General features: G+C 69.2%; 24 protein-coding genes. 1 reads left to right on the top strand and 23 read right to left on the bottom strand.

All coding sequences use genetic code 11. From position 1 onward, the window contains the following. Position 1 precedes the first annotated feature (1 nt). From Q8O14_06790 to Q8O14_06685, 22 genes are all read right to left on the bottom strand, one after another. Positions 2-988: an LD-carboxypeptidase gene (locus Q8O14_06790; protein ID MDP2360443.1), complete on the bottom strand. Its 987-nt coding sequence runs from the start codon at positions 986-988 to the stop codon at positions 2-4. Beyond that, positions 988-2,385 (bottom strand): GWxTD domain-containing protein, encoded by a 1,398-nt coding sequence (locus Q8O14_06785; GenBank protein MDP2360442.1) that lies wholly within the window; start codon positions 2,383-2,385, stop codon positions 988-990. The genes Q8O14_06790 and Q8O14_06785 overlap by 1 nt, the downstream gene beginning before the upstream one ends. A gap of 11 nt (positions 2,386-2,396) precedes the next feature. Then, positions 2,397-3,716, bottom strand: coding sequence for a 30S ribosomal protein S12 methylthiotransferase RimO (gene rimO / locus Q8O14_06780; protein ID MDP2360441.1), 1,320 nt, complete (start codon positions 3,714-3,716; stop codon positions 2,397-2,399). After that, positions 3,713-4,648 (bottom strand): signal recognition particle-docking protein FtsY, encoded by a 936-nt coding sequence (gene ftsY, locus Q8O14_06775; protein ID MDP2360440.1) that lies wholly within the window; start codon positions 4,646-4,648, stop codon positions 3,713-3,715. Before ftsY ends, rimO begins: the two co-directional genes overlap by 4 nt. 4 nt (positions 4,649-4,652) lie before the next feature. Further along, positions 4,653-5,573 (bottom strand): NAD(+)/NADH kinase, encoded by a 921-nt coding sequence (locus Q8O14_06770; GenBank protein MDP2360439.1) that lies wholly within the window; start codon positions 5,571-5,573, stop codon positions 4,653-4,655. After that, the gene (gene xseB, locus Q8O14_06765; GenBank protein ID MDP2360438.1) at positions 5,566-5,817 is read right to left on the bottom strand and encodes an exodeoxyribonuclease VII small subunit; all 252 of its coding nucleotides are present in this window, start codon (positions 5,815-5,817) and stop codon (positions 5,566-5,568) included. Before xseB ends, Q8O14_06770 begins: the two co-directional genes overlap by 8 nt. Next, positions 5,814-7,199 (bottom strand): exodeoxyribonuclease VII large subunit, encoded by a 1,386-nt coding sequence (gene xseA / locus Q8O14_06760; protein ID MDP2360437.1) that lies wholly within the window; start codon positions 7,197-7,199, stop codon positions 5,814-5,816. The genes xseB and xseA overlap by 4 nt, the downstream gene beginning before the upstream one ends. A 211-nt stretch (positions 7,200-7,410) precedes the next feature. After that, entirely contained in the window at positions 7,411-7,701 is a 291-nt protein-coding gene (locus Q8O14_06755; GenBank protein ID MDP2360436.1) for an HU family DNA-binding protein, read from the bottom strand. Continuing rightward, positions 7,698-9,959: a LysM peptidoglycan-binding domain-containing protein gene (locus tag Q8O14_06750; GenBank protein ID MDP2360435.1), complete on the bottom strand. Its 2,262-nt coding sequence runs from the start codon at positions 9,957-9,959 to the stop codon at positions 7,698-7,700. The genes Q8O14_06755 and Q8O14_06750 overlap by 4 nt, the downstream gene beginning before the upstream one ends. 243 nt (positions 9,960-10,202) lie before the next feature. Continuing rightward, the gene (locus Q8O14_06745; protein MDP2360434.1) at positions 10,203-10,937 is read right to left on the bottom strand and encodes a hypothetical protein; all 735 of its coding nucleotides are present in this window, start codon (positions 10,935-10,937) and stop codon (positions 10,203-10,205) included. Positions 10,938-11,291: 354 nt separating this feature from the next. Continuing rightward, positions 11,292-12,572, bottom strand: a complete 1,281-nt coding sequence (locus Q8O14_06740; GenBank protein MDP2360433.1) for a cystathionine gamma-synthase family protein — start codon at positions 12,570-12,572, stop codon at positions 11,292-11,294. A 136-nt stretch (positions 12,573-12,708) separates the two neighbouring features. Then, entirely contained in the window at positions 12,709-13,755 is a 1,047-nt protein-coding gene (locus tag Q8O14_06735) for a glycosyltransferase family 9 protein (protein MDP2360432.1), read from the bottom strand. 191 nt (positions 13,756-13,946) lie between these two features. Beyond that, positions 13,947-14,828, bottom strand: a complete 882-nt coding sequence (locus tag Q8O14_06730) for a lysophospholipid acyltransferase family protein (protein ID MDP2360431.1) — start codon at positions 14,826-14,828, stop codon at positions 13,947-13,949. After that, entirely contained in the window at positions 14,828-17,038 is a 2,211-nt protein-coding gene (locus Q8O14_06725) for an adenylate/guanylate cyclase domain-containing protein (protein MDP2360430.1), read from the bottom strand. The genes Q8O14_06730 and Q8O14_06725 overlap by 1 nt, the downstream gene beginning before the upstream one ends. Then, positions 17,035-18,447 (bottom strand): sigma-54 dependent transcriptional regulator, encoded by a 1,413-nt coding sequence (locus tag Q8O14_06720; protein ID MDP2360429.1) that lies wholly within the window; start codon positions 18,445-18,447, stop codon positions 17,035-17,037. Before Q8O14_06720 ends, Q8O14_06725 begins: the two co-directional genes overlap by 4 nt. Positions 18,448-18,616: 169 nt before the next feature. Further along, positions 18,617-19,840: an ATP-binding protein gene (locus Q8O14_06715; protein MDP2360428.1), complete on the bottom strand. Its 1,224-nt coding sequence runs from the start codon at positions 19,838-19,840 to the stop codon at positions 18,617-18,619. Continuing rightward, entirely contained in the window at positions 19,837-20,304 is a 468-nt protein-coding gene (locus Q8O14_06710) for a response regulator (protein ID MDP2360427.1), read from the bottom strand. The genes Q8O14_06715 and Q8O14_06710 overlap by 4 nt, the downstream gene beginning before the upstream one ends. Then, positions 20,301-20,570: a hypothetical protein gene (locus tag Q8O14_06705; GenBank protein MDP2360426.1), complete on the bottom strand. Its 270-nt coding sequence runs from the start codon at positions 20,568-20,570 to the stop codon at positions 20,301-20,303. The genes Q8O14_06710 and Q8O14_06705 overlap by 4 nt, the downstream gene beginning before the upstream one ends. Then, entirely contained in the window at positions 20,567-22,027 is a 1,461-nt protein-coding gene (gene purF, locus Q8O14_06700; protein MDP2360425.1) for an amidophosphoribosyltransferase, read from the bottom strand. Before purF ends, Q8O14_06705 begins: the two co-directional genes overlap by 4 nt. Further along, on the bottom strand, positions 22,024-23,415 hold the full coding sequence (locus Q8O14_06695; protein MDP2360424.1) for a sodium-dependent transporter: 1,392 nt from the start codon (positions 23,413-23,415) through the stop codon (positions 22,024-22,026). The genes purF and Q8O14_06695 overlap by 4 nt, the downstream gene beginning before the upstream one ends. 28 nt (positions 23,416-23,443) lie before the next feature. After that, a complete protein-coding gene (locus tag Q8O14_06690) occupies positions 23,444-23,959 on the bottom strand; it encodes a DUF5683 domain-containing protein (protein MDP2360423.1) in 516 nt (171 codons plus the stop codon). Then, positions 23,959-24,351 carry a RidA family protein gene (locus tag Q8O14_06685; GenBank protein MDP2360422.1) on the bottom strand — a complete coding sequence of 131 codons (393 nt, stop codon included), beginning with the start codon at positions 24,349-24,351 and terminating at the stop codon, positions 23,959-23,961. The genes Q8O14_06690 and Q8O14_06685 overlap by 1 nt, the downstream gene beginning before the upstream one ends. A gap of 206 nt (positions 24,352-24,557) precedes the next feature. On the opposite strand from Q8O14_06685, the gene Q8O14_06680 reads away from it, so the two are divergent. Beyond that, positions 24,558-24,770 (top strand): hypothetical protein, encoded by a 213-nt coding sequence (locus tag Q8O14_06680; protein ID MDP2360421.1) that lies wholly within the window; start codon positions 24,558-24,560, stop codon positions 24,768-24,770. 101 nt (positions 24,771-24,871) lie between these two features. On the opposite strand, the gene Q8O14_06675 is transcribed toward Q8O14_06680, so the two are convergent. Further along, positions 24,872-25,084, bottom strand: a 213-nt coding sequence (locus tag Q8O14_06675) for a group II intron reverse transcriptase/maturase (protein ID MDP2360420.1), incomplete at its 5' end; no start/stop codon positions are given.

The following is a 25,084-nucleotide window of genomic DNA, read 5'->3' as shown; positions in this document are numbered from 1 at the left end:
CTCAGCGGACGGCGGTGACAAGGCAGCGCCCCGGCATGGGGAGGGAAAGGCGCGGGGCGCGGTGGCCGAAGGGGAGGCCGGCGAGGACGGGACCCGACACCTGGGCGGCGTAGTGGCGCAACAGCTCCTCCGCCGTGAAGGTGACCTTGGCGGGGTCGGGTTCCGCGCAATCGATGAAGGAACCCAGCAGCAGGGCGCGGGCGCGGCGCAAGGCCCCCTGGTTGGCCAACTGGGCCAGGTGCCGGTCCAGGCGGAAGGGATACTCGCCGTGGTCCTCGAGCAAGAGGCAGGTCTCGCCCAGATAGGGCTCCCAACTTCCGCCGAAGAGGCTGGTCAGCACGCTGAGGTTGCCTCCGGCCAGTGGCCCCTCCGCCGTGCCCGCCTGCCACACGAAAGTCCCATGCAGGCCCAGCACCTGGCGGACGCCGCCCGCTTCCAGCACGACACGGGCGGGACAATCCGCCAACTCCTCCTCCTCCACAAGATTCCAGGCGCCGTCCGCCGCTTGGCGGGCGGCGATGGCCGCGCCCTGTCCGCGCAGGGAGGCCAGCATCAAATCGAGGGACGCCTCGCTGCATGGGTCCAGCGGAGCGCCCAGCTCGGTGGCCACCATGGGGGCGTGCCAGGCGGGCCAGCCCAACCGGCCAACCAGGCAGTTCTGCAGGCTGGTCAGGTCGGAGTAGCCGATGAGAGGCGGGCGTCGCCGTGCCCCGGCCAGCTCGGGACAATCGAGGTGGGACAACAGGCGCAGGCCGCCGAAGCCGCCGCGCGCCGCCCAGACGGCATCGGCCGCTGGATCCAGCAAGGCCCGGACCAGATCGGCGGCGCGCTCCCCGTCGCGGCCGGCCAGATGACCCCAACGCCCACGCAGGGACCGACCCTCCACCACCTCGATGCCCCGCCCGCGGAGGAAATCCAAGCCCGCCTCAAGGCGCGCCTCGTCCACCGGGCCGGCGGGAGCCACCACGTGGATGCGCAGGGCCTTCATCAATCCCCCGGGTTGATGACCAGCTGATAGTCTCCGAAGCCCTGGCGATCCATGAAGATGAACTCGCGGCCGCTCGCCTCGTAGGTCCAACGCTCCCAGGCGGGATAGTCCAGATCCCCCTCATAGCGCTCCACTTGGTCCGGATCGCCGTGGATCATGTAGATGCGCCCGCGGTCGCTGCGCCAACCCGCGAAGCGCGACCAGGAGAAACGGCGGTCGGCGAACTCGGCACGCCGGTAGTACTCGGCCATCAACTCGTTGCTGTCCGTCTCCGGGGTGGGGTCGACCGAGACCCAGAACTCGTCGAAGAGAGCCTTCTTGCGCCCCATGGGCGCCTCCTGCAGTTCCTTGAAGCGGCGGACGGGCAGGACGTAGCGCAGCTGTTCCACCGCCCGGTCCAGGTCCGAGGGATTGACCGGCTCCCCCCGCCACCGCACGGTGAACCGGGCGCTGCGGCGGTGCGGGTCGCCCTGCGGCAGACTCTCGTCGCCCTGCCAGGACAGGTTGGCCGGGCGCTTGCGCCTGCCGCGATCCTTGCGCGGGCTCTTGTCTGCCGCGGGCTCGGTCAGCCTCAGTTCAAGCTGATAGTCTCCGCTGCCCAGCTCGTGCAGCGGCACGCGCAGCAGGTTGTGGGTCACTCCGGCAGGGTAGACGCGCGCCAGGGTGCGGCGGTGGCGCTCCCGGTCGCGACGGTCCAGGATGAGCGAGCTGAGTTCCAGCTCCCGCTCCTTCCGGCTCCACACCTCATAATAGACGACCAGCTCGGGCGGGTGGGCGCCGCCCTTCTCCTCGACGAAGGGCCGCGCGGCGAGGGGATCGGGGTCGAGGCTGTCCGCTTCGGCCAGCAGCCACAGCCCGCTGATGGCGGCCGTCTCGCCGGACAGGTCGCGCACCTGGAACTCCCCCTCCCGCCGCAGGTGGCGGCGGGAGTTGAGATCCTGGAACTCCACCCACCATGTGTAGCGGCCGGGGGGTAGGTCAAGCTGGAAATGGCGCCAGCGGCGGGGTTCCACCCCTTCCAGCCGGCTGCTCTCCAGGGTGAATTCCTCGTGGTGGTAGCGCGAGGCCCGGCTGACCCGCCGCCGGCCCTTGCCCGAGAAGACCTCCAGGCTGATCTCGTACTCCGCCCGGTAGCAACCGCCCGCCTGGCTTCGAAGCGTGTCGTCCGGCGCGGCCGGCAAGGCGCCGGGCGTGTCGCAGCGCCTCAGCTGCAGGTCCTTCAGTTCCAGCAGGCAGGTGAAGACCTGGCGCTCGGCGGGTCCGGCGGCGCCATCCACCTGCTCCAGGAACGTGCTGCGCAGCACGCGGAAGTTCGGCTCCCACTCGCGGTTGGCGAAGATGTCCGGCCGGGCCTGGACGGCGCCAGCCAGCAACAGGAGGCAGATCAGACGGAACATGGCCCTTCCTCTCATGCGCAGGCGGTCTCCGGCAGCGGGCGGGCGAAGAGGTCGTACTCCAGGGCGTCGGTGTACTCCACCGCGAGAAAGGTCCCGGGCTGGTGTCGACCGGCCACCTCCACGCTGTTGTCGATGTCCAGGGCGTCCCGATAGCCGCGCGCCAGGCTGGTGCCCGCCACCGTGTCCACCTCATCCACCAGGACGCGGTCATGGCTTCCCACCAGGACCTGGTTGGCCGCCAGCGAGCGCGCCATCTGCTCCTCCATGATGAGGTCGCGGCGCGCCTCGGCCACTTCGCGGGGGACCTGGTCCCCATGGCGGACGGCCGGCGTCCCCTCCTCGGGGCTCCAGAGGAAGACGCCCAGCCGCTCGAAGGGATGCTCGCGCAGGAAGGCGAGCAGTTCGGCGAAATCCTCCTCGCGCTCGCCCGGGAAACCCGTGATGAGGGAGCTGCGCAGGACCAGGCCCGGCACGCGGGAGCGCAGCATGGCGATCTGGGCCGCGATCGTCTCCGCGTCGCCGCGGCGGGCCATCCGCCGCAGCACGTGGCCGCTGACATGCTCGACCGGGAAATCCAGGTAGGGCAGGACCTGCCGGCAGCCGGCCATGGCGTCGGCGAAGGTCTCGTCCACCAGGGGCGGATGCGAGTAGAAGAGGCGGATCCAGGGGACGCCGCAGTCGTCGATCGCTCTCAGCAGCTGGACGATGTCCGGCCCGCCCAGGTCGCGGCCGTAGCTGGAGATCTCCTGCCCGATCACGTTCAATTCCTGGACCCCGCGGCGGGCCAGGTGCTCGGCCTCGCGCCGCACCTCGTCCAGGGGCCGGGAGCGCATGCGGCCCCGCATGAGGGGGATGCTGCAATAGGTGCAACGCTGGTCGCAGCCGTCGGAGATGCGCAGGTAGGCGCTGTGGGCGGGACTGAGCAGCACGCGGCGCGTGAAGAGGGCCAGGTCGTCGCCGCCCGCGCCGGGCTGGACCGGCCGCAGGCCGGCCTCGCGCAGCAGGGCGCCGAACTCGCCCACGCCGTAGACGCCGTCCAGCTCCGGGATCTCGGCGCGGATCTCGTCCCGGTAGCGCTCGCTCAGGCAGCCCATCACCGCCACGCGGCGCCCCGGCCGCTCCTCCTTGAGGCGGACGGCCTCCATCACGGCGTCGATGCTCTCGCTCTTGGCCGCGTCGATGAAACCACAGGTGTTGACGATGATGAGGTCGGCCGCCGCCCCTTCCTCCACCAACCGCACCGCGTCCCCCATCTGGCCCAGGAGGATCTCCGAGTCCACCAGGTTCTTGGCGCAGCCGACGGTGTGCACATAGACGGCGAGCGCCTTCATCGGCCCTCCTCCGCCAGCGCGCCCAGCCCCTCGAACAGGGCGCGGGCATAGAGGGCCGGGTCGAAGGGCTGCAGGTCGGCCAGGCCCTCCCCCACGCCGATCCAGCGCACGGGAATGCCCAGCTCCTGGTGGATGGCCAGGGCGATGCCCCCGCGCGCCGTGCCGTCCAGCTTGGTGAGGACCAAACCCGTCACGCCGGTGGCCTCGGTGAAGAGGCGGGCCTGGCTCAGGGCGTTCTGGCCGGTGGTGCCGTCCAGCACGAGGAGGACCTCGTGGGGCGCGCCCGGCAGGCGGCGCCCCAGCACGCGGCGGATCTTGTCCAGTTCGGTCATCAGGTTCTTCTTGTTATGCAGGCGGCCCGCCGTGTCCACCAGGACCAGGTCGTGGCCGCGGGCCAGCGCCGCGCTGAGGCCGTCGAAGGCCACAGCGGCGGGATCGGCCCCCGGCGCCGCCTTGATCAAATCCGCCCCGGCCCGGCCCGCCCACACCTCAAGCTGCTCCACGGCGGCGGCCCGGAAGGTGTCGGCCGCCACCAGCAGCACGCGGCGGCCCTGCCCGACGGCCTGGGCGGCCAGCTTGGCCGTGGTCGTCGTCTTGCCACTGCCGTTGACGCCGACCACCAGGACAACCCGCGGCCGCGCGTTCCCCCCCGCGTCGTCGGCCCCTTCCGCCGGCTTGAGCAGGGCCAGCAGCTCCTGCTCAATCAGCTGGTCCAGCGGCGTGTCCGCGTCGGTGCGGATGCGCTCGCGCAGTCCGGCCACCACGCGCTCGGCCGTGTCCGGCCCCAGGTCGGCGCCCAGCAGGATCTCCTCCAGATCGGCCAGCATCTCCCCGTCCACCCGCCGGCCCGTTCCCAGCAGCTCGCGCAGGCGGCCGCCGATCTCCTCGCGGGTGCGGCTCACGGCTTGGCTCAGGCGCCGCAGCAGATTCACGCGCTCACTCCTCCACGTTCCATTTCAGTTTGCCCCGCAGCACGCCGATGAAGCCCGGCCGCGCCCGCTTGAGCAGCCGGGCGACGCGGGGCGAGCGCTCCACCCGGACGACGGATCCCTCGGCCAGGGGCCGGTTGAGCCGGCCGTCGGCGGACAGCAGCATGCGCCCGTGCCGCGAGCGCACCACCGTTTCGATGCGCGAGCCCGGCGCCACGACGATGGGCCTCACACTGACGCTGTGTGGCATGACGGGGGTCAGCACGATCGCCTCCATCATCGGATCGAGGATGGGACCGCCCCCGCCCAGGTTGTAGGCCGTGGAGCCGGTCGGCGTCGCATGGATGAGGCCGTCGCCCGTCACCAGGAAGAGCACCTCGTCGTCGATGCGGGTCATCAGGCGGACCACCCGCCCGGGCAGCCCGCTGCTGATCACCACGTCGTTGAGAGCGTCGGCGACCAGGCTGGCCGCGCCATCCTCGCCGGCCACGAGGGCGCGCAGCATCATGCGCCGCTCCTCGTGCAGTTGCCCGGCGACCAGCTCGCCCAGGCAGCCGGCCAGCTCCTCCGGGGTGGTGGCGGTCAGGTAGCCGCGGGTGCCCAGGTGCAGTCCCAGCACGGGCAGGTCGCGTCGCAGCTCGGCCACGGCGGCCAGGAGGGAGCCGTCCCCCCCCACGCTGAGCATGAGGTCGGCTCCCTCGTCCAGCTCCGATTCCGGACGGACCTCCAGGCAACCCGCCAGATCCTGGTCGCGCAGCCGGGCGCGCTGGACCAGCTCGCGGGCCGCCTGATAGCGCAAGCCGCCGGCGGCCAGGCCCTCCCGCAGCCCGGGCCAGATCTGACGCAGGCCCTCCGGCCGGGCTGTGCCGCGGATGCCCACCACGGCGCCCGCCGGGGGGCGCCAGCCGCCGCCCAGACCCTCAGGCATCGTCGCCGGACCGGAGCAGGTCCGTCTCGCCGTCCCCGGCGCCCGTGGCCTCCTCCTCGCGCAGGACGGTCAGCAGCTCCTCCTCCACGCGCCGCAGCCTCTCCTGGCAGAAGCGATGCAGGTCCATCCCCTCGCGGTAGGCCGTCAGGCTTTCCTCCAGCCCGATCTCACCCTCCTCCAGCCGCTGCACCAGCGCCTCGAGGCGCTCCATGGCCTCTTCGAAGCTGGCAGGCACCTCGTTCATGGGCTCTCCTCCCCGATCTGACGAAGCTCGGCCACGGCGTGGCCGTCATGAAACTCCAGGAGCAGGATATCCCCCGCTTTTCGACCGGTCAGGCCCCGCACGAGGCGGCCCTGCTCATCCCAGACCAGCGCGAAGCCCAGGCGCAAGGCCCAGGCTTTCAGCCGACCGGCCTCAAGCCGCTCCAGGCGTGCGGCCAGCCCGTCCAGCCGCCCACGGCGAACCTCCAGACCGCGCTGCATCTCGCGCGCAAGGTCCCGGCGCCTCTGCTCGAGATCTCCCTCCGCCTGGCGGATGGCACGTCCGGCCAGGGTCGCCAGCCGGCGCGGCCAACCCAGCAAGCGGCCCGCCGCCTCCGCCTGGAGGCGGGCCAGGGCGCCCGGCAGGCGCTCGCCCAGCTCATCCACCCGCTGCCGCGCCTGCAGAAGGCGGCGCTGGGGCTCGGCCAGGGCGCGATGGGTGTGCAGCGCCGCGAGGCGCAGCGCTTGGTTGCGCAAGCGGCCGGCGCAGGCGGCCCGCAGGCGGCCGGCCAGGGATTCCAGCCGCCGCTCCAATTCGCCGGCATCCGGCACGGCCATCTCCGCCGCGGCCGAGGGGGTGGGGGCGCGCAGGTCGGCGGCAAGATCGCTCAGCGTCGTGTCAATTTCATGGCCGACCGCCGAGATGACCGGCACCGGACAAGCGGCGATGGCGCGCACCAGTCCCTCGTCGTTGAAGCCGAAGAGGTCCTCGAAGGAACCGCCCCCCCGACCCACGATGATGAGGTCAAGGCGCAGGTCCGGCCAGGACGACAGGCGCACCAGGCCGCGGGCCAGGACCGGACCGCAGGCCGGCCCCTGCACCGGAACGGGGAGCAGGAAGCAGCGCAGCCCCGGCTGGCGGCGTCGCAGCACCTTGAGCAGGTCCTGCAGGGCCGCGCCGCCTTCGGCCGTGAGCAAGCCGATGCGGCGCGGAAAGGGCGGGAGGGGACGCTTGCGCCCCGTGTCGAACAGGCCTTCGCGGGCCAGCCGCTCGCGCAGGTCAAGGAAGGCCTGCATGAGATCGCCGCGACCCGCCGCCCGCAGGCGCTGCACATCCAGCTGGAGCTGGCCGCGCGGCGCGTAGAAGACCAATCGGACAAGGGCCTCCACCTGCAGGCCGTCGCTCGGCGCCACGACCGCTCCCTCCGCCCGCGACCGCCACATGACGGCGGAGAATTGGGCCTGGGCGTCCTTCAGCGTGAAATAGCGGTGGCCCGACGAGGCATGGAGCTTGAGGCCGCTGATCTCGCCCCGCACCCAGAGGGCGGGCCACTCCTCCTCGAGGCGGACGGTGAATTCACGGGCGAGGCGGGAAAGGCTCCAGACCTGTCCGGCGCCGTCGGGGTTGGGCGGAAGCGGACTCACAAGGCCTCGGAGATGCGTGGGAACTCGGCGCGCGCAGCGGAAGGCCGGCAATGAGAAGCCATGGAGACGCGGAGCGCCCCCATGGCCACCTGGTTCAGCTACCGCCTACTTCTTCTTGTGGCGGTTCTTGCGAAGCCGCTTCTTGCGCTTGTGCGTGGCGATCTTGTGACGCTTGCGCTTCTTTCCGCAGGGCACGCTTGCCTCCTATCCACTATGCCTGGCTTTGACTATCCTGAATGCGTTGTTTGAGCTTCTGGGCCGGTTTGAAGCTGGCCACGCGACGCTCCTCCAGCCAGACCGTCTCTCCCGAGCGGGGGTTGCGGGCCGGGCGGGGACGCCGCTCCTGGATGCTGAAGACGCCGAAGCCGCGCAGCTCGACTCTCCCGCCCTTGCACAGTTCGTCCGAAATTGTGCCAAGGAACTGTTCCAGGACAACCTTGACTTCCTCCCGGGACAGTCCGCAGGCGGCGGTCACCGCCTCGACCAGGGCTTCACGATTCATCCTTCCTCCGATAAGATGATCACCAGGCGGCTGCCGGCGTGGATATCGCTACCACGCAAGTTGTTCCACCGGCGTATGTCGTCCACTTTGACCTTGTAATGCTTGGCCAGACCCCACAGGCTCTCTCCCGACCTGACCACATGGATGACCTGTTGTCCAGATGGGCTTGCCTGCCCGTGGCCGCCGGCGGCGACGGGAATGCGCAAGCGCTGCCCGACCCGGATGGTGGCCTTCCGGCCCAGCTGGTTGGCCTTGATCAGGTCGTTCAACCGAATGCCATGGTGCCGGGCGATGGAACCCGCCGTCTCGCCCGCCTTGACCACGTGGACGCGCTCGGGGCGCGCGTCCCTGGCGGCCACCTGGCTGGTCGAAGACGATCCGGCCGCGCCCACCTCCCGGTCCTGCCTGGATGCGCCGGGATCAGTCAGTCGCAGCTGCTGCCCGGGGTGGATCACCGTGGTTGAAAGCCCGTTCCAGGCCGAAAGATCGGCCACGGAGAGACCATGCCGCCGAGCGATCTGGTCCAGGGTCTCCCCCGACTGGATCTGATGCACGGTGCGCTCGCCGGAGGCGGCCCGCGCTTCAGCCTGCTCGCCCGCGACGGCGCGGCCTCCCGTGTCCGGAGTCCGGCCGGGAATGCGCAGGGATTGCCCCGTCCTCAGCCTGGCCTTCGATCCCAGTCCATTGGCCGCCGCCAGTTCGCCCACCGACATGCCGTAGTGTTTGGCCAAACCGCTGAGCGTCTCGCCCCTGCGCACCCGGTGGGTGAGGGCGGCCCGCCGCTCCCCGCCGCCCTCCCGCGGCGAGGACGCGATCGCCCCTTCTCCGCGGCCGGTGGATTCCAGCGGGATTTGCAAGGTGTGCCCGGCCTTCAACTTGGCTTTTGCGCTCAAGTTGTTGGCGCGGCGCAGATCCTCGCCGCTGACCCCGTAGTGCCGGGCGACGGAACTCACGCTCTCGCCACGCTTCACCTTGTGCCGCACCCATTTCAAATAGACCGACTCGGGCAGCTCCCGCAGTTGGTCCTGGCAGAGGGCGGCCTGTTCCGCCGGCACGTAGACATGCCCGCCGTTGGGGGGCGTGCTGCCCTGCACCAGGTGGTGGTTCCACTGGCGCATCCATTCCTCATCTATGGCGAAGAGGTCGGAGAGGCGGGCCAGGGGAATGGAGCCCTTGATCGGCAAGGGCTCGATCTCCGGAGGCGCGGGCAGCGGCGCCAGGCTGAAGCCATGATCGTCCAGGTCCTGGAAGACCCGGCGGGCCGCCAAGTAGGTGGGCACGTAGTTGCGCGTCTCGTTGGGCATCTTGGGAATGCTCCAGTAGTCACGGGCGCCGCGCGCCACGGCCCGGTCGATGCGGCCGGGTCCCCAGTTGTAGGCGGCCATCGCCAGGTACCAATCGTCATATCGTGCATAGAGCTTGCGCAGGAAGCGGCAGGCCGCGCGCGTGGAGCGCTCCAGGTCCAGCCGCTCGTCCATCCAATAGTCCACCCGCAGATCGAACAGGTGGGCCGTGCCCGTGATGAACTGCCACGGGCCGCGCGCCTTGGCCCGGCTGGTGGCGCTGATCTTGAGGCCGGACTCGATCATGGCGAGATAGATGAGGTCGGCGGGCATGCCCTCCTCCTGGAGGATGCGCAGAATGAGGGGCACCACGTCGGGGTAGCGATCCAGCCAGATCTGGTAGAAGTTGCGGCCGCGGCCATTGACGAAGTACTCCACCATGCCGTCCACTTCGGGGCGGTCGCAGTCCGGAATGTCGGGCAGGGGCTCATGGCGGATGGTGAAGGAATCCTGGCTTTCGAGCACCTCGGCCAGCAGGGAATCCCCCTCCAGATCCGCCGCCTGTTCTCCGAGCATCTCCCGCAAGGCATCCCTCGCCATCGGACCGAAGGCGCGCAAGCTGTCGCTGTGGTACTGGAGTTGGAAATCCAGCGAAGAGTAGCCCTCTTCGAACTTGGGGTCCGGACCCGTCCGCTCCAGGAGGCGGACCATCTCCCGCGTCACCTGGAGCTGGAGCTTCCAGCGCAGGGAGTCCAGTCGGCCATCCTCCCGTCGCAGGTCGAAGAAGAGGGCACGCAGCGAGTCAAGCGCCGTTGCATCGCTCCCGATCTGGGACAGGGCCAGGGCCCTGGAGTAGCGGCCTTGCAGGATGTATTGCTCATCTTCGCTGGACAGGGCCTCCTGCCCAGGACCGGGTTCGCCCTCGAGAGAATGGAAGGCAGGCTTCAGGCAGGAACTGAACAGCAGGACGGCCAAGCCGGCGCCGAACACAACACGCTGCCCCCATCCCCTGCGGACTTCCCACATAGGTTCACGTCTCCCGATCCCGTACCGTTAGATTGACCGCAGGCGGCGGTGCCCGACCGATGGGGCCTACACTGGGCGGCGTTCCGCTGCAAGTCCGGCGAAGTGGCTACGAACTGCGTTTGGAAGCCGGAACTTAGGATGTCGGCCACATTAATCAAAGGTTGAGCGGCCCCCGGGAGCCACTTCCTGGAGTCAGGAGCCCAGTCCCTCATGGACTTCCGCCAGATCCAGCTCGCACAGGCGGTCGGCCCGCAAGCCGGGATGGGGGGCGGAAGCCAGTGTCAGGGCGGCCCGGACCTCCAATCCCTCCGCCGTCAACAGGTCGCGGCAGAGGCTCAGGGTGGAACCAGTTGTACAGACGTCGTCAATGAGGGCCAGGGGACGACCCCGCCAGCCGGAGGTCAGGGGGCGGGCCCGGTACTGGTCCGCCAGATTGCGCCGACGTTCGGCGGCGGTCAAACCCTGCTGCTTGACACCTCCCTGGCGTCGGAGGAGACTGGCCACGGGGCGATGCCAGGTTCGGCCCCACAGCCTGGCCAGCTCCCGCACATGATCCCCGCCGCGCTGGCGACGGCGCAGGGGATCGGCCGGCACGGGCACAAGCAGGCAATCCACCGGCAGGGCGAGGGGGGCTTGCGGCCAGAGCGCGGCCAAATCGGCCAGCAGGCCGCGCGCGTCGCCCTCTTTGATCCCCCGCACCCAGGCGACGGTCGGCCCCTCATACCAAAGCAGGGCGCGGGCAGCCATCTCCCCCAGCCGCCAGGCCGGCGCACCGGCGCGATCCATCGCCTGGCGCAAGCATTCCCGACAGACGCGGTGGGGCAAGGTCAGGGACCAGCGGTGGTCGCTGCGCAGCGGTGTCCGGCACAGGTCGCAGCTGGCCGGAAAGGCCAGAAGAGTGAGGGGATCAAGCAATCTGGGTGTCACGGCCTCCTCCCGCCTTTGGCAGCCTGTCGGACCTGGCCGCTTCGCGGTCTTCATCGCCCCGCCCGACGCAAGCGTCAGGCAGGCCGGTCCCATTCGACGCAAATTTCTTGCGAGCAAATGCCATATCGCGACGCGAAATCCCCGCCGAATGGCCCTCGACATGGGCGCGCGCCTTCGGCGCGAATCCCATCGAAGGTCCAAGCCCGACAGGCTGCTTGGGAGGGCCTAACCACGGCAGAGGCGGCCGGGTGCCCGTTCCAGAGTGGAAAGCCGGCCATGCGGGCGGGCATGGCCGGCTTGTTGGACACCTTCTTGCGCCGATCGCCGTCCCGGCGCCGGCCTGGCTGACTGGCCCTACAGGAGGACGTCGAGGGCGCCCCGCAGATCGGCCTCCACATCCTCGTAGTGTTCAAGTCCAACGGACACGCGGATCATGGAGGGGTGGATTCCGGCCAGCCGGCGCGTCTCCTCGTCCAGATCGGCATGGGTCATTGTCGCCGGATGCTCGATCAGACACTCAGTGCCGCCCAGACTGACCGCCAGCTTGCAGATCTCCACCTGGTCGAGGACGCGGAAGGCCTCCTCCTCGCCGCCCTTCACGTCAAATGCGATGAGGCTGCCCGACCCGCTGCACTGGCGGCGCCAGATGGCGTTCTGCACCTCGTCCAGCTGGCCCGGATAGTAGACGCGCTCCACGGCAGGGTGGGCCTTCAGCATGGCGGCCAGCCGCACGGCGCTCTCCTCCTGCCGCCGCATGCGGATGGCAAGGGTCTCCAGGCTGCGCATCAGCAGCCAGCTGGTGAAGGGGTCGGCCATGGTGCCCAGGATCGTCCGGTGCATGGAGACGGGCTTCAACAGGCGGCTGGCGCCCATGACGGCCCCGGCCACCAGGTCGCTGTGTCCGCCAATGAACTTGGTGGCGCTGTAGACGCTCAGGTCGGCGCCCTTGGTCAAGGGCTGCTGGAAGATCGGCCCCAGAAAGGTGTTGTCCACCATCAGGAGAATCTCGGAGTCGGCGGGCGGTTGGCCGGCCGTCTGGATCACCTGGCGCAGGGCGTCGATGTCGGTCATGGAGATGGTGGGGTTGGAGGGCGTCTCGATGTAGACGAGCCGGATGCGGCCGGCCCGCTCGCGCAGGATGCGCTCCACCTCGCGCGGGGCGTCGGTGCCGGCGCAGACGCGGTGGACGCGGATGTTCCAGCGCTGACAGAGATGCTCGAAGAAGAAGTCGGTGCCGCCGTAGACGGGATTGGTGCTGATGATCTCCTGGCCCGGTTCCACCAGCGCAAGGATGGTGGTGGTGATGGCGGACATGCCGCTGCTGAAGGCCAGGCACATCTCGGCCTGCTCCCAGGTCGCCAGGCGGTTTTCCAGGATCTCGAGATCCGGGTTGTTGAGGCGCGAATAGATGAGGCCCATGGCGGGGTCGCAGGCGGGATCCCGCTCTTTCAGGCCGTAGGCCCACTGGAAATAGCGCTTGCCTTCCTCCGCATTGCGGAAGACGAAGGTGCTGGTGAGAAAAACGGGCGGCTTGACCGAACCCTCCGAAAGGAAGGGATCGTATCCATAGCCCATCATCAGGGTCTCCGGCGCGAAGGGCCGGCCGGTGCGGGCAGAGTGGCGGTGCATGCTCATGGCGTGCTCCCAGTTGGAGGTGATAGGGTGATGGGAGGAGGGCTGGATCAAACCGGCGGCGAAGTGCCGGACTCGGCCCCTTCGCGCAGGGCATGCATGGGACGCGGCGTACCCACGCCTGTGAGGGGAACCCTCGTCATGGCGCCCCCTCGCCCCCCGGTCGGCGCCGGTTGAATTCCTCGACCACCGCCTCCAGCACAAGCTCGGGCCGCAGCTCCTCCAGGCAGGCCAGGGTGCCCAGGGGACAGGCGCGGCGGCCATGGATGCCGCAGGGGATGCACTCCAGCTTCAGTTGGAAGACGCGGTCATGGGGACCGCGCGGTCCGAAACCGAAGGAGGGCACGGTGGAGCCGAAGAGGGCGAAGGTGGGCACGCCGGCGGCCTGGGCCAGATGCAGGGGGGCGCTGTCGTTGACCACGGCCAGGCGGCAGAGGCGCAGGGCCTGGTAGCTCTCGCGCAGGCTCAGGACGCCCGCCAGATTGTGCACTCGGCCGCGGCGGCAGGAATGGACGTGGGCGGCCACCTCCTCGCAGCAGTCATGATCGGCCGGCCCTCCCAGCAGGATGATGTCGGCGGGGGTGGCCTCCATCACCATGTCCGCCAGGCGCCCGAAATGGGAGGCGGGCCAGCGCTTGGTGGCCCAGAGCGAGGCCGGCGCCAGGGCCACGGGCAGGACAAGGCCGCGCTCCTCGAAGAGCTGACGGACGCAGGCCTCTTCCAACACATCCTGATGAAGCGAGGGACGTGTCGGGATCTCGGAGTCCATCGGACCGCCCAGGGCCACGTTGCGCTCCGTCTCATGCAGACGGCGGTCGTCATGGATGAGCTGGGTGAAGGCCAGGCTGCCCACGGCGCTGTCAAAGCCGGACCGTTCAAAGGCGCCGCTCCACCAGGCCAGTGCGCTGCTGCGCAGGCTGCGGTGCGGACAGATGACGCGGTCCACCTGGCTGGCCCGGATCCGCGCCAGGATGCGCCGGAACCCACCCAGGCCGTGATCGCCCCCCCTTTTGTCATAGATGAGCAGCTCGTCCAGTCGGGGATCCCCTTTGAAGAGGGGCGCGCAGGCCGGCGTGGTGAGGAGGCCAAGCCACTCCAGGTCCGAGTCCCGCCGGAGACGGTCCAACAGCGGCGTGGCCAGAATGAGGTCGCCGGGAAAGGCGGTGTGGATCACGAGCGTGCGCATGGTGTCAACAAGCTAACAGACGCGGCCTTGGATCGGAACCACCGCCTCCTCGTGCGGCCTCTGGCCATGCCGGGCGGGACCTGCTGGTGGGACGAACCCCATGCGATTACTCATGCAATGCTATAAATGGTCAGTTGACTTGGTTTTATCACTATTTTGACGAGTATTATTTGCTAGTTCATGTATTCGACTTAAATCGCTGATTTTCCCATGTCCATGGCATCCGGTTGCGTCTTCCAGCGACGATGCATCCAGAACCACTGGGCGGGGTGGGCCCGGATCCTCTCCTCTAATAATAGGGTGTAGCGCGCGGTGAGCGCGGCCACATGCTCGTCGCACAGGGTCCAGTCCGGCTCGACCGGCACGTCCACTAACTCCACCTCGAATCCGCCGGCGGACCGGCGCTGGCAGGAGACGAACATGAGCGGCACGCCCAGGCGCAGGGCATAGACGGCGGCGCCGCGGGGCGTGGAGGCCGGGCGGCCGAAGAAGGGCACGAAGACCCCGTGGCCGCGGGCATCCTGGTCGGACAGGAAAGCGACGAGGCGGCCGCGCCGGAAGTGCCGCAGCACGCCGCGGGAAGCCTCCCGCGTGAAGACGATCTCGATTCCGTGCCCCTGCCGCGCCCGGTTCACCTCGTCGTCCAGCCAGGGGTCGTGGATGCGCTTGACGATGTAGCTGACGGGCACGCCCAGCCCGGCCACGGCGATGCCCATCACCTCCCAGTTCCCGAAATGGCCGCCCACGCCGATCAGGCCCTTGCCCTTGGCCAGCAGTCGGGCGGGCAGGGCGGGGTCGCGGAAGCGGATGTGACGCTCGCGCCAGGCGGCGTCCATGCGGGGCAGCCAAAGCAGCTCGAAGCCCATTGTGGCGAAATGGCGCAGGCAGTCCCGCCGCACGCGCTCCCGCCAGGCTGGCGTCGAGGCGGGGAAGGCCAGGGCCAGGTTCTCCAGGATGAGGCGGCGGCGGAAGGGCAGCAGCCAGCTCCAGACGAAGCCGACGACCGCCCCCAGGACGATCACGGTCCGGTAGGATCGGCGGCGCAACCAAGCCAGAAGCAGGGCGCGCATCATCATTTGTCCAGCATGGTCTGCACGCCGTCCCAGTCGGCGGAGGGAGGATCGGCGGCAAAGGCGCGGCTGCGGGCGGCCAGGACGCGGGCGGGGCCGTCCTCCGCATCGGTGGCGGCCAGGGCCTCGAAGGCGGCGGCGGCGGCGGCGAAGTCGCGGGCCAGGTAGTGGGCGCGGGCGGCGTCCCAGCGTCCGATGCTCTCCAGGTGCGTGGCGGCCCGCGCATCATCGGCGCGGGCGATCAGCTCCCACAATTGGACCGGCTCGCGCCGCCCCTTGACACGGATGGCGTCCAGGCAGCGGCCCAGGAAGGCCCTCTCAAGCCGCGCCCAACTCTCCCCCGACAAAAGGATGGCGCTGCCGTAGAACTTGTTGACGCCCTCCAGGCGGCTGGCCAGGTTCATGGCGTCCCCCATCGCCGTGTAGTCGAAGATCTGGCGGCTGCCCATGTTGCCCACGACCATCAGGCCCGAGTTGATGCCCACCCGCGCCTTCAGCTGCGGCTTGCCGCGCAAGGCCCAGTCCCGGCGCAGGCCGGCCAACCGCTCCTGCATGGCCAAGGCCGCCCGCGCGGCGCGCTGGGCATGGTCGGCGCAGGGCAGGGGCGCGCCGAACTCGGCGATGATGGCGTCGCCCTCATACTTGTCGATGATGCCGCCCTCGTCCGTGACGCACTGTGTCATCTCCGTCAGGTACTCGTTGAGCAGCTCCACCAACTGGGTGGGCGTCAAATGCTCCGAGATGGAGGTGAAGCCCTCCACGTCCGAGAAGAGCGCGCTCATCTCGCGCTCCTCGCCCCCCAACACCAGCTTGTCAGGGTTGCGGATCAACTCCGCCACCACCGCCTCCGGCACATACTGGGCGAACATGCCGCGGATCTGGGCCCGCTCGCGCCGGGCCTGGAGGAACTGCAGCAGAACGCCCGTCATCCAGGCCGCCGCCAGGGACGACAGGGGAGCCACCGTCTCCAGCCAGAGATCGTGCCGGGCGAAGGCCCACTGGCCGGCGGCCAGCCAGGCCACTCCCAGCGCCACCAGGGCGAGCAGGCCGCGCAGGGGACCCATCCGCCCGGTGACCCAGGCGGCGGCCAGGGCGAGCAGGCCCAGGGGCAGGGCGGCCCACCAGCCGGGCAGGGGATTGCGCACCCAGGCGCCGTCCAGCATGGTCTGCACGGCGTGGGCGTGCACCTCCACCCCCGGCACCAGGCGGCGCTGGCCCTGGAAGTTGAAGAAGGGCGTGCGCTTGTTGTCGTGGAGATCGGTGGCGCTGACCCCGACCAAGGCCACTCTCCCCAGGAAGGGATGTGGATCGTCGCCCCACAGCGCGCGGTAGAGCGCGGTGTCGGCCAGGCTCTCCACGTAGTCCGTGTCCTGGTCGGGATCGGCCAGGGTGAAGTCGGCGTCGTCCAGGATGTCGGAGAAGGAGTAGTGGGTCCAGGTGCCGCCCGGCCCATAGAAATTGATGCGGATGGCGTTGGCCCAACCCGGCTCGAGCAGCGGCTGATGGGCGCCCAGCACGAGCCGCTTGCCCCGCCGGGCGCCGAAGGGCGCGCCGTCCCCGCGGCCGGCCAGCGAGTCCAGGCTGAGCAGCAGGCGGGCGCCCAGGCTGGGCAGGGCCTCTCCGCCCAGCGGCGCCGGCAGGAAGAGCGGGTAGAGGCGGCTGACGCCGTCCGGGTCGATCAGGTCATTGACCAGGGCCCAGGGCTGGCCCGCCTCCAGCAATACAGGCAGTGGCCGGTCCAGGCGCTGGTAACCGCTGCGCTCGTAGACCATCTCGCCGGAAAGGATGACCGGGGCGCAGTCGCGCACGGCGGCGGCCAGCTCGGCCAGGCCGGCCTCGTCGCCCGCCGCCTCCTCCGTGAACTGGATGTCGAGCACGATGAGGTCTACGCCCAGGCGCTTCAGATTGCGCAGGGCACGGGCGAAATGGCCGCGGGGAAAGGGCCAGCGCTGGTTGAGATCCTTGTAGCTGCGGTTGTCCACCGTGACCAGCACCAGTGGGCTGTGGTCGACGGGGCGGGGTCCGCGCAGCTGGAAGCGCAGGTCGAGGCTGCGCGCCTCCAGGCCGAAGAGCTGCGTGTCCGCCAGGCGGAGCAGGCAGGCGAGCAGGAAGGCCAGCAGGGCGGCGATCCACCAGCGCCGGGCGCGTGGCGCGCTCTTGTGCCCCAGCGCACCACGGGCGGGGGCCGGGCTGGGCGTCGCGGCGGGCGTCATTCCACGTCCGGCGCCCCTTTGTCGATGATCGCCGAAAGGCCGGGATCGGCGGCGCGGTACTCGTTCAGCTTGTTGCGCAGGGTGCGGATGCTGATGTCCAGCACCTCCGCCGTGCGTGTCCGGTTGTTGCCATAGCGCTTGAGGGTGGCCAGGATGAGCCGCTTCTCCATCTCGTGGACGGTCAGGTCGGCCAGGGGCAGCTCGAAGTCGGCGCCTTCCTCGGTCAGTTGATCGAGGGGCTTGAAGCTGCCGGCGTCGAGGATGGGGGTCGTGGCCATCACCACGGCGCGCTCGATGGTGTTCTCCAGCTCCCGCACGTTGCCCTCCCAGCGACGCGACATGAGGGCGCGCATCCCGCTTTCATCGATGCCGACGATGTGGCGGTTCATGCGCTGGGCGTACTTGCGCAGGAAGTGCTCGGCGAGCAGGGGGATGTCGTCCACCCGCTCCCGCAGGGGCGGCAGCAGGATGGGGATGACGTTGAGGCGGTAGTAGAGGTCGCGGCGGAAGCGCCCCTCCTGCACTTCCGTCTTGATGTCCCGGTTGGTGGAGCTGATCAGGCGCACGTCGACGCTGATGTCCTCGTTGGAGCCCACCCGGTTGAGCACGCCCTCCTGCACGACCCGGAGCAGCTTGCTCTGCAGGTTGAGCGGCATTTCCGAGATCTCGTCCAGGAAGAGGGTTCCGCCGTCGGCCTCCTCGAAGATGCCCTTGCGGTCCCCCACCGATCCGGTGAAGGCCCCCTTGACGTGGCCGAAAAGCTCGCTTTCCAGCAGGGCGTCGGGGATGGCGGCGCAGTTCTTGGCCACGAACTTCTTGTCGGCGCGGTTGCTGTAGTGGTGCAGGGCGCGGGCCACCAGCTCCTTGCCCGTGCCGTTCTCGCCCTGGATGAGGACGGTGGAGCCACTGGGCGCGACGGTTCGGATCGTGTCGAAGATCTGCTTCATGGCGGCGTTGCGGGCGACGATCTTGCCGAACTCCTCGCGCCCCTCCAGCCGTCCGCGCAACATGCGCGTCTCCTGGATCAGGTCGCGATGCTCGAAAGCCTTGCGCAACCGGTGGTCCACCTCCGCCACCATGCACGGCTTCTGGATGTAGTCGAAGGCGCCCAGCTTGATGGCGCGGATGGCGCTGTCCACGCTGCCGAAGGCCGTCATCATGATCACCATCTGCTCCGGCAGGCGGCGACGCAGCTCCTCCAGGAACTCGTAGCCGTCCATCCCGTCCATCTTGATGTCGGTGAGGACGACCTCGGAGGGCTCCTGCTCCAGATGGGCCAGGGCCTCGCGGCCGCCCGGGGCGCAGCGCACCTTGTAGCCCAGCCGCCCCAGACCCTCCTCCAGCAGTTCGCGGATCAGCTTCTCGTCGTCCACGACCAGCACGCTGCGGCCGCCCATTGTCTCGCTCATCACGCCCCTTCCTCCGGACTAAGCATGAGGATCCAGGTGGAAGCAGCGGAGATGGAAGGCCCGGGCAACCCGCCCGGCCCGCCGCGTCCCTCTCCCACTTTCCGCCCTTCCATCCCTCTCCCTGCTCCCTTTCCGCCGCTTCCGACGCCGGGCCCGCCCCACCAGGAGATCAAAGCTCCCGCGAAAGAGGCAGGCGCACGCTGAAACAGGCGCCTTCCCCCGGCCGCGACTGCAGCGACACCTCGCCGCCATGCAGCTCCACGTTCTTGCGCACGATGGCCAGTCCCAGTCCCGTGCCCTTGGCCCGGGTGGTGAAAAAGGGGTTGAACAGCTTGGCGTGGAGGGAATCCGGGATGCCCGGACCTTTGTCCCAGACCTCCACCGTGACGCGCTCCAGGTTGTAGGGCTCCTCCGGCGGGATGACCCGGCACCCCATCCGCCCAGGCCCTCCCTCAAAGCACTGCGCCGCATTCTTGAGCAGGTTGAGAAAGCACTGCCGCATCAGCTCCGGATCCATGCGCACGGGCAGTTCGTGCTGGCCCAGATCGATCTCCAGCTCGATGGGCATGTGCTCCTGCTCCACCTCGATCTGAATGAAGGAGAGCACCTCCCGGAGCAGGCTGCGCAGGTCCAGCACCTGGAGGCGGGGATCCACCGGCCGCGTGTAGGCCAGCAGGTTGGTGGCGACCTTGTTGAGGCCGTTGACCCCCTCGATGATCTTGAGCACATAGCGGTGGGCGTCGCCGCCGGGGGGCAGGGTCTCCTTGAGCAGGGCGGCGAATCCGCCGATGCCGCCCAGCGGATTGCGCAGCTCGTGGGCCACGCTGGCCGCCATCTCCCCCAGGGCGGCCAGCGTTCGGCTGTGCTCCAGGCGGCGCTCCATGTGGATGAGGTGCGTCTGATCGTCCAGGATCTGCAGCACGCCGATGGGATTGCCCACGTCGTCGCGCACCAGGCGGCAGTCAACCCGCAGGCACTGCACGCCGCGCGACCCCTCCAGGTTGAGGGCGTCCAGGCTGACGTGCCGCCCCTCGCCCACCACCTCGTCGACGATGTTCTGCAAGGGTTCGGGCAGCACGGCGGAGGCGAGCAGGGGCAGATCGTCCTGGATGTCCAGCAGGAGGCGGGCCTTGGGGTTGGCCTCGCTCAGGTAGCCGTCCAGCTCGATCATGAGGACGGCGCTGGACATGGATGCGAGGATCTGCCGCAGCTTGCCGGCCAGGCGCTCCATCTGCAGGAGGTTTCCGGTGAGCAGGCGGTCCTTGATCTCCAGCTCGCGGCCCAGTTCCTCCAGGCGCAGCTCCAGCGCCTGGCGATCCGGTGTGCGCCGCTCCTCGTCGGCCGACGGCAGGTGGGCGGGGGCGCCGCCCGGGTGCAGATCGTTGCCGGTCACCTCTTCTCCATTTCCGGCTCATGCCCTGTTCCAGTGGTGGGAAAGTCCAAGGGCCGGCGGGCCAACTCCGCCTCCAGCTGGCGGATCCGCGCCTCCAGGTCCCCCAGGCGCCGCCGCTCGGCCAACACCCGCTCGGCGATGGCGATGAACTCGGCCACCTTGAAGGGTTTGACCAGATAGCCGGCGGCGCCGTGCCGCATGCTGTCCAGGCAGGTCTCCAGCGAGGGGAAGCCTGTCATCACCACCACGGGCAGGCCCCGCTCGCAAAAGCGGCGGATATGGTCGGTGCCGCTGGAGCCGGGCAGATGGATGTCGCTCAAGACCAGGTCCACCTCCCGGCCGGACAGCAGCTGTTCGGCCTGGACGGGCGAGGCGGCGCAGCAGGTCGTCCAGCCGCGGGCGCCCACATGCTCCTCGAGGATGGTGCGGCTGCCGCCGTCATCCTCCACGATCAGCAGCCTCATGCCTCGCCTCCCCCGTCGGCCTCGGTGAAGAATTCAGGGTAGTGGACCCTCAACTCGGGCACGGCGGCGACATGCTCCTTCCAGGCCTGCAGCGCCGCCTCCTCATCCACGCACTTGTGGCAGAGGACGATGGTGTTGTCCTGGGCCAGGCCCATCCAGCCGCGGCCGTAGCAGACCCGGCAGCCGCGGCGACGGACATGGGCCGTGGCGATCTGCTTGGCCGTCTCCAGGTGTTCGTCGGGCAATCGGAATGTCTCCTCGCTCACGAAAGGCTCTCCTCCGGTGGGGGGGTGGCGCCGCCAGGCTGCCTGTCCCGGGCGGGCAGGCGGACTCCGGCGGGCAGCCCGGCGTCAATGATCTCCTCCGGGTAGTCGCCGGAGAAGCAGGCGGTGCAAAAGGAGCCGGGATCCATGCCCGTGGCGGCCAGCATGCCCTCCTGGCTCAGGTAGCTGAGGGAGTCGGCCCCCAGCAGGATGCGCAGGTCCTCCACGTCGCGGCCGCTGGCGGCCAGCTCGTCCTCGTCGGGGAAATCCATCCCATAGAAGCAGGGGTGGCGCACGGGCGGGCTGGCGATGCGCACATGGACGGCGGTGGCGCCCGCCTCCCGCAGCAGGAGGATCAGCTTGCGCATGGTCGTGCCGCGCACCACGCTGTCGTCCACCAGGACCACGCGGCGGTCCCGCAGCACTCCCTCCACGGCATTGAACTTGAGGCGCACGCCGTCCACGCGGCTTTGCTGCCCGGGACGGATGAAGGTGCGGCCGATGTAGTGGTTGCGGATGAGGCCCAGCTCGAACTTGGCCTCGCTGCGCCGGCTGTAACCCAGGGCGGCCGTGTTGGAGGAGTCGGGCACGGGCAGGACGATGTCCGCCTCGTCGGCGGGATGCTCGATGGCCAGGGCCTTGCCCAGCTTCCGCCGCGTCTTGTCCACGTTCTCGCCGAAGATCTTGGAGTCCGGCCGGCTGAAGTAGACGAACTCGAAGATGCAGTGGGCGCGACGCGGACTGGGCGTGACCTGCACGCTGTGGAGCGGACCGCCGTTGACCATGAGCAGCTCGCCGGGCTCCACGTCGCGCAGGGTGCGCGCCCCGATCATGTCGAAGGCGCAGGATTCGCTGGCGAAGACGGGGTGGCCCTCCAGCTGGCCCATGGCCAGGGGACGGAAACCGAGCGGGTCGCGGGCGACGGCCATGCCCTCCGGGCTGAGGAAGACGAGGGAGAAGGCCCCTTTGAGGCGGGAGAGGGCCTCGCGGATGCGCTCCTCCCAGCTGGCGCCGCGGCTGCGCGCCAGAAGATGCAGGATGACCTCCGAGTCCGTCGTCGTCTGGAAGATGGCGCCCTCGGCCTCCAACTCCCGGCGCAGGGCGACGGAATTGGTCAGGTTGCCGTTGTGGGCCATGGCCAGCTCGCCGTCCTTGGTGATGACCTGGATGGGCTGGATGTTGTGGTAGTCGCTGCTGCCCGTCGTCGAGTAGCGCGTGTGGCCGATGGCGGCCGTGCCGGGCAGGCCGGCCACATGCTCGGGCCGGCTGAAGACCTCCCCCACCAGGCCCATGCCGATACGCCGGTGCAGGCGGCCGCCCTCCGTCGAGACGATGCCGCAGGATTCCTGTCCCCGATGCTGGAGGGCGTTGAGACCCAGCACGGCCAGGGAGGCTGCTTGGTCCACGCCATAGATCCCGAAGATGCCACAGTAGCCGCCCAGGCTGCGCATGTAGCTCATGAACCAACCACTCCCAGTTGCTGCAGCAGGCCGATTTTGTGGAGAAGGACGAGCAGGACCATCACCGGGGTCACCCAGCGCAGCAGCAGGACGAAGGCGCCATAGGCGCGGCCGCCCTCCGGCGCCCCGAAGGCCGCCCGCCGCTTGCTGTCGGGCAGGACCCAGCCGGTGTAGAGGGCGATGGCCAGACCGCCCATGGGCAACATCCAGTTGCTGGCCAGGTAGTCCATCGTGTCGAAGAAATTGTGGCCGAAGATCTCCGCCCAGGCGCCGAAGAGGCGCCCGTCGCCGGAGAGGGCGCTGGGGATGCCGAAGGCGCAGATGAGCCCGCCGGCCACCAGGGCGGCGCGCTGCCGCGTCCAGCCCAGGCGGTCGATCAATGTGGCCGACACCACCTCGAGCAGGCTGATGGCGCTGGTGAGGGCGGCGAAGGCGATCAGCGTGAAGAACATGAGCGCGAGCAGGAGACCGCCCGGCAGCTGCGAGAGCAGCATGGGCAGGCTCTTGAAGACCAGGCCCGGACCCGCCGCCGGCGGCAGTCCGAAGGAGAAGAGCACGGGATAGACCATGAGGCAGGCGAGCAGGGCGATGAGGGAATCCAGCACCACCACCTGCACCGAGCTGCGCACCAGGTCGGCCTTCTCGTCCAGATAGGAGCCGTAGGTGAGCATGGCGCCCATGCCCAGGGAAAGGGTGAAGAAGGCGTGTCCCAACGCCTCCAGCACGCTGCGCCGGGTGAGCAGCTCTGGGTGGGGCGTGAAGGTGAAATCGAGGGCCTTGAGGAAACCCTGGTTGGGCAGGAAGACCGAGTAGCCGACCAGCAAGACGATGATGACGAAGAGGGCGGGCATGAGCAGGCGGCAGGCCCGCTCGATGCCCCGGCGCACTCCGCCCATCACCACCCCCACCGTCGCCGTCATGAAGAGCAGGTGCCAGAAAAGGGTGATGTCGCCCGCGGAGTAAAGCTGGTCGAAGACCGCCACGGTCTGCTGCGCGTCCAGGTGGCGGAAGCGGTCCATCAGGGAGAGGAGGATGTAGTTGAGCGCCCAGCCGGCCACCACGCTGTAATAGGAGAGGATGATGAAGCCGGCGCCCACGCCCAGCCATCCCGTGAAGGACCAGGCGGTGGGCCGGCCGCTCAGGTTCTCGAAGGCGCCCACCGGACTCTGGCGGCTGGCCCGCCCCAGCAAGACCTCGGCCACCATGATGGGCAGACCGACCAGGGCCACGCATCCCAGATAGATGAGGACGAAGAGGCCGCCCCCGTTCTCCCCGGTGATGTAGGGGAACTTCCAGATGTTGCCCAGCCCGATGGCGCTGCCCGCCGCGGCCAGGATGAAGCCCAGTCGGCTGCCCCAGACGGGTCGTGCGCCCTGCGCCTCCCGCATGCCATCATCCTCCCGCTTCATTGTCCGCTCAAGGAAGCCGGATGGCCAGTCCCACCCCCGGCGTCCCTGTGGCGAGGACGACCGGTTCCAGCGACCAGCCCGACCCGGATCCCCTCTCCTCCCAGCCGGCGTCGAAGTTGGACATGGAACCGCTGACGTAGGCATCCAGGACGGAGGCCAGCTTGACCCACATCCACCACCAGATGAGCTTGTTGCGGTCCCGCAGGTAGAAGTCCTCCCGGCGCATGGTGAAGTCGATCATGAGGGGGTCGCTCGCCTCCCGGCGCCGCTGCTGCCAGTGACGCCACTCGCGGTGCTGCCCCACGGCGCCCGCCACGATGGAGAGTTCCGCCCCCGAGAAGAACAGGGCTTTCAACCATTGCCCGTTGGTGGCCTGGCCCCAGCCACCCAGGGCGGCGCTGCGCCACATGGCGCGTCGCCCCTGGAGCAGGGACAGGCTGTCCACCTCGGCCGCCCGTGGCGCCTCGGCCGCGGCGAGGAGGGGTATCAGCACGAGGAGTCCCAGCAGCAGCCGCCGCGGCACTAGCGCTCCAGCTCCGCCACCGCCTCCATTTCCACCAGCACGTCGCGGGGCAGGCGGGACACCTCCACGGCGCTGCGGGCGGGGGGCAGCTCGTCGAAGTAAGTGGCGTAGACCTTGTTGATTTTGGCGTAGTCCTGCATGTTTTTCATGTAGATCGTGACCTTGAGCACGCTGCCCATGGACCCGCCGGCCGCTTCGATGATGGCGCGAAGGTTCTCCAGCACCTGGCGGGCTTGCGCCTCCACCGTGTCGCCGACCAGTTCACCCGAGACCGGATTGAGGGCGATCTGCCCGGCTGTGAAGAGCAGGTTGCTTCCGCTGCGGCAAATCGTGCCCTGGCTGTAGGGTCCGATGGCGGCGGGCGCGTGCGGCGTGTTGACTGTGGATTTCACTGGGCCTCCGTGGCATGTGGCGCATTGATGACAGGCAGAAATTACCAATTCCTGCCTGTCTCCCCGCACAGCGGCAGCTTTTTCCCAGGGCGATCCCAGCCAACGGCACTGCGCGCGGCACAACCGGTTTGGAGGTATATTGCGCCGTGGCCTCCTCGACGTGAAGGGAGGCTTGCCGTCAGGCAGAACAGGATCCGAGGTGCAGCATGGCAGAGAAGAAGGTCCGCCCGCGGGAAGGGGAGGTTGAAAACGCCAAGGGCGGGGAGCCGGAGGCCGACAAGGCCAATCCCCGCGAGAACGAGCTGGTTGAGATCATGCAACTGATCGCCTTCCCCGAGCCGGACAAGTATCTGGAGCTGATCAAGCAAATCTGCAATACCCAGAAGATCGACCGGCGGCGGGTGCACAAGATCGACTAGCACCCACCGGTGGACTCGGGTGGATGATCGGCATAGGGGTGCCGGGGAATCCCCGGCACCCCCTGCCACACCACCCGGCCTGCGGGTCCGCACCGGGCGGTTCAAATGCGCCGCGTCGTGTGACGCACTCGCTCCTTCAGCTTGTCCTGGGCTTTCTTGGCCACCCGGCGCTTCACCCCACCGCCGGGTCCCAGCCAGAAGCTGTAGCCCAGCACCTTGCGGCGCATCGCCAGATCCACCGCGCTCTTGGCCTCGTTCACCTTCAGATGGAGCCCCGTGAACAGCTCCCGCAACCAGCCCATCACCTGCTCCCC

Source organism: bacterium, assembly GCA_030685015.1.
Lineage (GTDB): Bacteria > CAIWAD01 > CAIWAD01 > CAIWAD01 > CAIWAD01 > CAIWAD01.
The sequence above is the reverse complement of the archived record's forward strand: the minus strand, read 5'-3'. Positions and strand labels throughout refer to the sequence as shown.

Coding starts and splice junctions, on each gene's coding strand:
- Q8O14_06790 (MDP2360443.1), bottom strand. CDS start 988: ATGAAGGCCCTGCGCATCCACGTGGTGGCTCCCGCCGGCCCGGTGGAC.
- Q8O14_06785 (MDP2360442.1), bottom strand. CDS start 2,385: ATGTTCCGTCTGATCTGCCTCCTGTTGCTGGCTGGCGCCGTCCAGGCC.
- rimO (MDP2360441.1), bottom strand. CDS start 3,716: ATGAAGGCGCTCGCCGTCTATGTGCACACCGTCGGCTGCGCCAAGAAC.
- Q8O14_06770 (MDP2360439.1), bottom strand. CDS start 5,573: ATGCCTGAGGGTCTGGGCGGCGGCTGGCGCCCCCCGGCGGGCGCCGTG.
- xseB (MDP2360438.1), bottom strand. CDS start 5,817: ATGAACGAGGTGCCTGCCAGCTTCGAAGAGGCCATGGAGCGCCTCGAG.
- Q8O14_06755 (MDP2360436.1), bottom strand. CDS start 7,701: ATGAATCGTGAAGCCCTGGTCGAGGCGGTGACCGCCGCCTGCGGACTG.
- Q8O14_06740 (MDP2360433.1), bottom strand. CDS start 12,572: ATGAGCATGCACCGCCACTCTGCCCGCACCGGCCGGCCCTTCGCGCCG.
- Q8O14_06735 (MDP2360432.1), bottom strand. CDS start 13,755: ATGCGCACGCTCGTGATCCACACCGCCTTTCCCGGCGACCTCATTCTG.
- Q8O14_06730 (MDP2360431.1), bottom strand. CDS start 14,828: ATGATGCGCGCCCTGCTTCTGGCTTGGTTGCGCCGCCGATCCTACCGG.
- Q8O14_06725 (MDP2360430.1), bottom strand. CDS start 17,038: ATGACGCCCGCCGCGACGCCCAGCCCGGCCCCCGCCCGTGGTGCGCTG.
- Q8O14_06720 (MDP2360429.1), bottom strand. CDS start 18,447: ATGAGCGAGACAATGGGCGGCCGCAGCGTGCTGGTCGTGGACGACGAG.
- Q8O14_06710 (MDP2360427.1), bottom strand. CDS start 20,304: ATGAGGCTGCTGATCGTGGAGGATGACGGCGGCAGCCGCACCATCCTC.
- purF (MDP2360425.1), bottom strand. CDS start 22,027: ATGAGCTACATGCGCAGCCTGGGCGGCTACTGTGGCATCTTCGGGATC.
- Q8O14_06695 (MDP2360424.1), bottom strand. CDS start 23,415: ATGCGGGAGGCGCAGGGCGCACGACCCGTCTGGGGCAGCCGACTGGGC.
- Q8O14_06680 (MDP2360421.1), top strand. CDS start 24,558: ATGGCAGAGAAGAAGGTCCGCCCGCGGGAAGGGGAGGTTGAAAACGCC.